6 protein-coding genes, 1 tRNA gene and 1 pseudogene are annotated in these 6,966 nt (G+C 52.7%); all 8 read left to right on the top strand.

Annotated elements, in window-relative coordinates:
* Window positions 1-227, top strand: a pseudogene (locus tag ACWIZX_RS03615) (hypothetical protein); the annotation flags it as partial.
* Complete coding sequence (locus ACWIZX_RS03610) at window positions 224-1,096, top strand: hypothetical protein (RefSeq protein ID WP_448334842.1); 873 nt, start codon at window positions 224-226, stop codon at window positions 1,094-1,096. The pseudogene ACWIZX_RS03615 and the gene ACWIZX_RS03610, both read left to right, overlap by 4 nt.
* A gap of 96 nt (window positions 1,097-1,192) precedes the next feature.
* The gene (coaE, locus tag ACWIZX_RS03605) at window positions 1,193-2,332 is read left to right on the top strand and encodes a dephospho-CoA kinase (RefSeq protein WP_448334841.1); all 1,140 of its coding nucleotides are present in this window, start codon (window positions 1,193-1,195) and stop codon (window positions 2,330-2,332) included.
* A gap of 24 nt (window positions 2,333-2,356) precedes the next feature.
* On the top strand, window positions 2,357-3,244 hold the full coding sequence (cdaA, locus tag ACWIZX_RS03600; protein WP_448334840.1) for a diadenylate cyclase CdaA: 888 nt from the start codon (window positions 2,357-2,359) through the stop codon (window positions 3,242-3,244).
* A complete protein-coding gene (locus ACWIZX_RS03595; RefSeq protein ID WP_322793767.1) occupies window positions 3,241-4,503 on the top strand; it encodes a CdaR family protein in 1,263 nt (420 codons plus the stop codon). Before cdaA ends, ACWIZX_RS03595 begins: the two co-directional genes overlap by 4 nt.
* A gap of 9 nt (window positions 4,504-4,512) precedes the next feature.
* Window positions 4,513-5,874, top strand: a complete 1,362-nt coding sequence (gene der, locus ACWIZX_RS03590; protein WP_322793766.1) for a ribosome biogenesis GTPase Der — start codon at window positions 4,513-4,515, stop codon at window positions 5,872-5,874.
* A gap of 67 nt (window positions 5,875-5,941) precedes the next feature.
* A tRNA-Met gene (locus ACWIZX_RS03585) sits at window positions 5,942-6,013 on the top strand.
* 293 nt (window positions 6,014-6,306) lie between these two features.
* Window positions 6,307-6,765: a hypothetical protein gene (locus tag ACWIZX_RS03580; protein WP_448334839.1), complete on the top strand. Its 459-nt coding sequence runs from the start codon at window positions 6,307-6,309 to the stop codon at window positions 6,763-6,765.
* Window positions 6,766-6,966: the final 201 nt, after the last annotated feature.

Here is a 6,966-nt window from a genome sequence, read left to right as displayed (position 1 = left end):
TGTTATTGCTGCGCCGACGACCGTGGGGTTACCTGCTGGCCTCGGTTGGTCTAATCAAATTCCTGACTCTCGGCACTGCCGTCAGTTTGATGGCGCTCAACATGGCTCGCCTTGGTGTTCCGGTCAGCCCGGTGGAGCTGATCATTTTCCCGGGCATGGCGCTGGCAGGCATGGTAATGACCATCTTCCTGCTAAAAAATGTGAAGGAGGTACAGGGAGTAAAATGAAGACCGTTTCTTTCTCCATTTGGGCATCCTATTTGATCGCAATACTTGCAATCATTTATTCGGCGGCCGGTTTATTTCTTTCAAATAAAAGTCAACCCGAGCGTGTCATCACTCCGCAGGGGGAAGAGGTTACCCTGTATGCGCGAGGTTTATATCGGAACGACAGCCAATTCAAAGGTGGTATCCTGCGCGGCACCGATGCGGTAACCCTTTTTGTGGCTGTGCCTTCGCTCTGGATGGCTGCCCGAAAGTCAAGGCGGGGAGATGTAACATCAAAACTGGTGCTGCTTGGCATTCAGGCGTTTTTTGTCTATAACAGTGCCTCACTTGCCCTTGGCGCATACTGGAACGAGATGCTTCTGGTTTATATCCTTTGCTTTTCGCTGAGTCTGTACAGTTTTATTATGCTGTTCCAATCTATTGAAATGCCCACCCTTGTTGAAAAAATCCGCCCAACCATGCCATACCGCTGGATTGCAGGTTTTTGTGCTTTCAGCGGCTTATCCCTGCTCATCTGGGTATTGGATATTATCACTGCCCTGATTCAAGGGAAGCCACCCGCCCATCTCGATCACTACCATACCGAAATCACCTATGTTCTGGATTTGGCCATCCTTTTTCCCGCTGTATACCTGGCCGCTTTCCAATTATGGAAACGTAACCCGCAGGGTATTCGGCTCGGTGCGTTGCTGCTCATCTTCCTGGTTTTTACAGGTCTTGTGGTAGCCGGACAAAGCTTGGTTCAAGCCATGGATGGTATCATCCATACACCGCAGGAATATGCAGCCTATGTAATTCCCTTTATCCTCCTCAGTTTGATTGCCCTCGGTTTGGCCTTCGCTTTGTTCAGGAACATATCTCAATCCTGAAACAAACCAAAGGAACTTTTCCTTTGACATTCTCGCCCCCCAAAGATAAAATGAATTCAGTATTCTTTTAATCTTTGAAACCAAACAGGAGACAGGGTGAGTCACTGGGCGGGTAAATATGTGATTGGTTTGACCGGTAATATCGGCACCGGCAAAAGTGTGGTGCGGCGCATGTTGGAGCATCTTGGCGCGTATGGGATTGATGCCGATGCGCTGGCGCATCGTGTGATTGCCAAAGGCGCACCCGGCTACGCCGCGGTGGTGGATTATTTTGGCAAATACATCCTCAAACCGGATGGTGAGATTGACCGCGGACGATTGGGCAGAATTGTTTTTGGCGACCCTGAAGCGCTGGCAAAACTGGAAAGCATCATTCACCCACTGGTGCGGCAAGGGGCCGATTACCTGATTCGGCGGGCCACTCAACCGGTCATTGTCGTCGAAGCAATCAAACTGATCGAATCGAGCATGGCAAAGCAGTGCGATAGTGTGTGGGTGGTATATGCACCGCCGGAAATCCAGCTGGCGCGTCTGATGAAGAACCGTGGCATGACCGAAAAGGACGCCCGTCAGCGTATCGTCAGCCAGCCGCCTCAGGAAGAGAAAATCGCTGCTGCGGACGTTGTCATCCGCAATGCAGGCACCTTTGATGAAACCTGGAAACAGGTCGTCGCAGCGTGGCGCAAATATGTACCGCTGGCAGAAGAAATCCCCTCTCAAGCGGTAACAGCCCCGGCGATCAAAGGGCAATTACAAATTGAACGCGGCCGCCCACATCATTCTAGCGAAATTGCCAGCCTTTTCAATCGGCTTGATAAGAAAGGCAAGCCCATGACCAGCGAGGATGTGATGGCGGCTTTTGGTGAAAAAGCCTTCTTATTGTTGCGCCTTGATCAGCAGCTGAAGGGGCTAATCGGCTGGCAGGTTGAAAACCTGGTTGCGCGCACCACAGACATACACCTTGACCCTGCTTTGCCGGTCAACGAAGCCATCCCCGCGCTCATTCAGGAAATGGAACGGGCATCCAGCGACTTACAGTGTGAAGCCTCGCTGGTTTTTGTGCCGCCTTCACTGGCAAGGCATGACGGGCTGTGGCGAAATCTGGGCTATCAGCGAACCACTCCTGAAGCATTGGAAGTGCAGGCCTGGCAGGATGCTGCCCGCGAATCCATGCCGGCCGGCAGCGTTTTGCTCTTCAAGAAATTGCGGGAGGATCGGGTGCTGCGTCCGATCTGATCTTCCCTTGCGGGGTTTCCCAGCGTGACCGAATTACTGAATGAACTTTCCTTTATATTCCAGCGCTTCAACTGGATGAGTGCACTTGACCTGTTTCTGGTCACGCTGGTCTTTTTCGGTATTTTACTGTTAGTGCGGGATACGCAGGCGATGGTGCTGCTGCGTGGGGTTTTGCTGCTGGTTGTAGCCTTGAGTCTGTTGACCAGTCTGGTTAACCTGCCGGCTTTTTCGTGGCTGATCCAGACAATCGCCCCAACGCTGGTACTGGCCATTCCAGTCATTTTTGCGCCTGAAATCCGGCGCGGTTTGGAACGACTGGGGCGGGCAGGTTCACCGGCTGCAATCTTCTGGCAGCAAAGCGAAAAAGACGTTTCGGTCATGCGCGAAACGATCCAGGCAGTGGTCAGCGCCTGCGCACGGCTTTCAGCACGCCAACACGGTGCATTGATCGTCCTTCAGCGCGGGGATAGCTTGCAGGATTACATTCGCACCGGTGTACGCTTGAACGCGCGGGTTACCCCGGAGCTGCTCCTGCAAATCTTTTACCCCAACACTCCGCTGCATGATGGTGCTGCCATCATCGTGCGCGATCAGGTTGCCGCGGCTGCCTGCGTCATGCCGCTGTCTGCCAGCGGTATCCTCAACCGCTCCCCGGAGCGGCAAATGGGGCTGCGTCATCGCGCAGCGTTGGGCACCTCCGAAGCAAGCGATGCGATTGCGGTAGTCGTATCCGAAGAGACCGGTTCAATTTCCATCGCTCATGGCGGACGGATGATTCGCCGGTTGGATAGCGAACGGCTGGAAAACATTTTGATGGCTTTTTATCAGCCGCCCCCAAAAAGTACCAGTTTGATAGATTGGTTCAAAAAGAACCGCAAGCCACCGGTTTTTCGGGAGGATGGTGAGCGATGATCGAGGTTTTACGCCGCTTACTGCGCCTGTTACCCTCCCTGATCACGGCCTTCATTCTTGCACTGGCAGTGTGGATCTCCGCAGTCAGTTCCAGTGATCCGCTCAGCGAGCGCACTTATCCCAATCCGCTGCCTATTGAAATCATCGGACAGGACCCCGGATTGGTGATCACCTCCAGCATTCCGAGTTCGGTAACGGTTGTTCTGAGCGCCCCGCAATCCATCTGGAATCAGCTGAATACCGAAACTGGTGCGGTACGCGCCTTCCTTGACCTTTCCGGTCTGGAAGCCGGCAGTCATTCTGTACCGGTCAGGGTACAAATCAGTGTCCGCCCGGTGCGAAAAATTGCCCAATCGCCCCAATCCATCACCGTTACACTGGAACGACTGGCCAGCAAGGAATTTCCAATCCGGGTTGTAACCCGCGGCAGCCCGGCAGTCGGCTACACAGCCGACAGCCCGACCCTCAGCCAGACCTCGGTTACGATTAGCGGCCCGGAATCTCAGGTCAACCGCGTCGCGGAAGTTCAGGCAATCATAGACCTCTCACAGGCTACCGAAACCATCACCCGCACGGTCAATCTGGTTGCAGTGGACGCCAACGATAACCCCGTCAACGGGCTGAGTTTACTGCCAGATCGCGTCACGATACGGCAGAATATCTCCCAACGCTTTGGGTACCGCAACGTGGTTATTAAGGTAGTGGTCTTGGGTCAGGTTGCCAGCGGCTATCGCCTGACGAATATTTCAGTTTTTCCCCCGGCAGTTACGGTCTTTTCGGCCGACCCGCAAATTGTCAGTGATTTACCCGGTTTTATCGAAACTGAACCGCTCAACATTAATGGTTTGAAGGATGATCTGGATATTTCCTTGAGTCTCAATTTACCCCCCGGTGTTTCAGTGGTTGGCGATCAGACCGAAGTACTGGTTCGGGTGGGTATTGCCGCAATTGAAAGCAGTTTAACCCTGCCGAGCATACCGGTTGAAATTACCGGTCTGCAGCCGGGGCTGAGTGCTGTCATTTCCCCAGAAACGATTACCGTAATCATCTCTGGGCCGGTCGCCCTGCTCGACCGACTGCGCGCTACCGATGTGCGCGCCGTGGTGGACCTGACCGCCCTGACGGAAGGTAGTTACCAGATCGAGCCGGAAGTGGAAATTCTGATTGCTGAGTTGAAACCCGAATCGCTCCTGCCAGAAAGCGTGGAGGTCATCATTACGCGGACAACCCGCTCAACCAGTGGTACAATCACCCCTTGAGGTGAAACGATGCGAAAACCGATTGTTGCACTGGTGGGGCGTCCCAATGTTGGCAAAAGCACCCTGTTCAACCGCCTTGCCGGTGAACCGCTGGCAATTGTGGATGACACCCCCGGCACTACCCGAGACCGGTTGATGGCCGAGTCGGAGTGGAACGGCCGTTACTTCTTTATTGTTGACACGGGCGGCATTGACCCCTCCACGGGTGGTAAAGAGGCACTCTCGATTGGCTCGGCAGACTATATTCAACAAATCCGTGCGCAGGCTGAACTGGCCATCCGCGAAGCGGATGTGGTTTTATTTCTCACGGATGCAACCAGCGGCGTTACCCCTGCTGATCAGGAAGTTGCTCAGATATTGCGCCGCAACCAGAAAATTATTGAAGGCAAGCCGCACCCCCCCGTGCTGCTGGTGGTCAACAAAGCCGATAACCAGACTTTTCGCAGCGGAGCAGCCGAGTTTTACGAACTGGGTATCGGCGAGCCGTATCCCATTTCTGCCCTGCACGGAACAGGCACAGGTGATTTGCTGGATGATTTGGTAGCCTCGTTTCCGCCCGAGTTGGAGGAGGAAGAGGACGATTCGGTCAAAATTGCCATTGTGGGCAAGCCCAACGTTGGTAAATCCAGCCTTTTAAATCGGCTGGTTGGGGAGGAACGCGCCATTGTCAGCCCGATAGCCGGCACAACCCGCGATGCGGTTGACACGAAAATTGAATATGAAGGTATAGAGATCACCCTGATAGACACAGCCGGCATCCGCCGGCGGGGAAAAATCGAACCAGGTGTTGAAAAATACAGCGTCATCCGCTCGATGCGAGCCATCGAGCGAGCCGACGTTGCTCTGCTGATGATTGACGCCACCACCGGCATTACTGCGCAGGATGCCCACATTGCCGGTTATATTCTGGAATCCCACAAAAGCACAGTCGTACTGGTCAATAAATGGGATGCGGTTGAGAAAGATAACTTCACCATGCAGAATTACACCAACCGTATCCGTCAGGAACTGAATTTTATTGACTATGTACCGATTTTATTTATTTCAGCCAAAACTGGTCAAAGGGTGGATCAGGTGCTGCCGCTGGCATTGAAAGTACAGGAAGAACGGCTGGCCCGCCTGACGACCGCGCAATTGAACCGCATTCTTCACAATGCCCAGGATGCCCACCACGCCACCTCGCGCACCGGCAAGTCCTTGCGAATTTACTATGGGACTCAGGTACGCAGCGATCCCCCCACCTTCCTGATTTATGTCAACGACCCGAAACTGGCGCATTTCACCTACCTGCGTTATTTAGAAAACGCCATTCGGAAGGAGTATCCCTTTACTGGCACACCCATCCGGTTGGTGTTGAAACCCAGACGTTAGAAAAAGGTTAGAAAGCAAACCGCAAGGGTTGACGATGGAGCAAGGTGTGGTAAAATATAGGACGCGATGCGGGGTAGAGCAGAGGTAGCTCGTCGGGCTCATAACCCGGAGGTCAGTGGTTCGAATCCACTCCCCGCTACTTTCACAGGGATTCCATCCCTGTACCGAGCAGCGCACCCGATGGATCCCTGGGTGCGTTGTGTGTACTTTACCAGACAAAAAAAGAGGTACCCCCCCACACGGGGCGCGACCTGTCCAGGATCCACGCTCGCCTACCCGGCGAGCGAGCGCGCAGATAGACCGGTGGCTAACCCGCCGACCGGTGACCCTGGCCTGCAGGAAGGGTCGTTGCGCCCCGTGTGGGGAATACCTCATGGAGATTTGTCAAGGTTCAGGATGATTCGACCCGTGTAAATTTTGAGACTGTTGATTATGGCTACCTTACCTGTATTTATACCACTTTCCGAAGCCGCCCGCAAATACGGGCTGGACGAAGATTATTTGCGCCAGATGGTTGAGAGGGGTAAAATCAGGGCTGCAATGGTCGCAGGTGAGATGGTGGTGAGCGAAGATGAAGTGCGCGGAGAAGCCATTGAGGTAAAAGCACTCCGCAAAGAGGATTTGCCGGAGTATCAGAAATATGCCCACCTAAGAGGAAAACCAATTTGGATTAGCAAAGCAGCAAGGGATTACAGAGTTTTGCAACCAACACTGTCAAAATGGGTTAAGGCTGGAATTATTAAAATAATTGGAAAGGAAGCAAATAGAATTCTCATTGACGAGGCTGATGTCGCATATTGCGCTGAAGTTTACAGAGCTCGCGGTATTCCCGGTCGAATTTTATTCAATTCCGATGGTACTCCTTATTCTCCAAAATCCAAATTTTATTGATCAGAAATGACTTCTACTTGCGCTAAATGCTTAAGTAACGCAACAAAAAAGTGTACTCGATGTGGAAAATTGTTCTGTCACGAACACATTCGATATGGCAATCCTCATTTTGCATTTCAAAGAATGGTTCAAGGTAGTAGTGGATACTACTGTGACGAGTGTTGGAAAAATTACGAGATTCAAGCCAAAAGAAATAAACTT

The organism is Bellilinea sp., from assembly GCF_053501535.1.
This window is presented reverse-complemented; position numbering and strand designations above follow the sequence as displayed.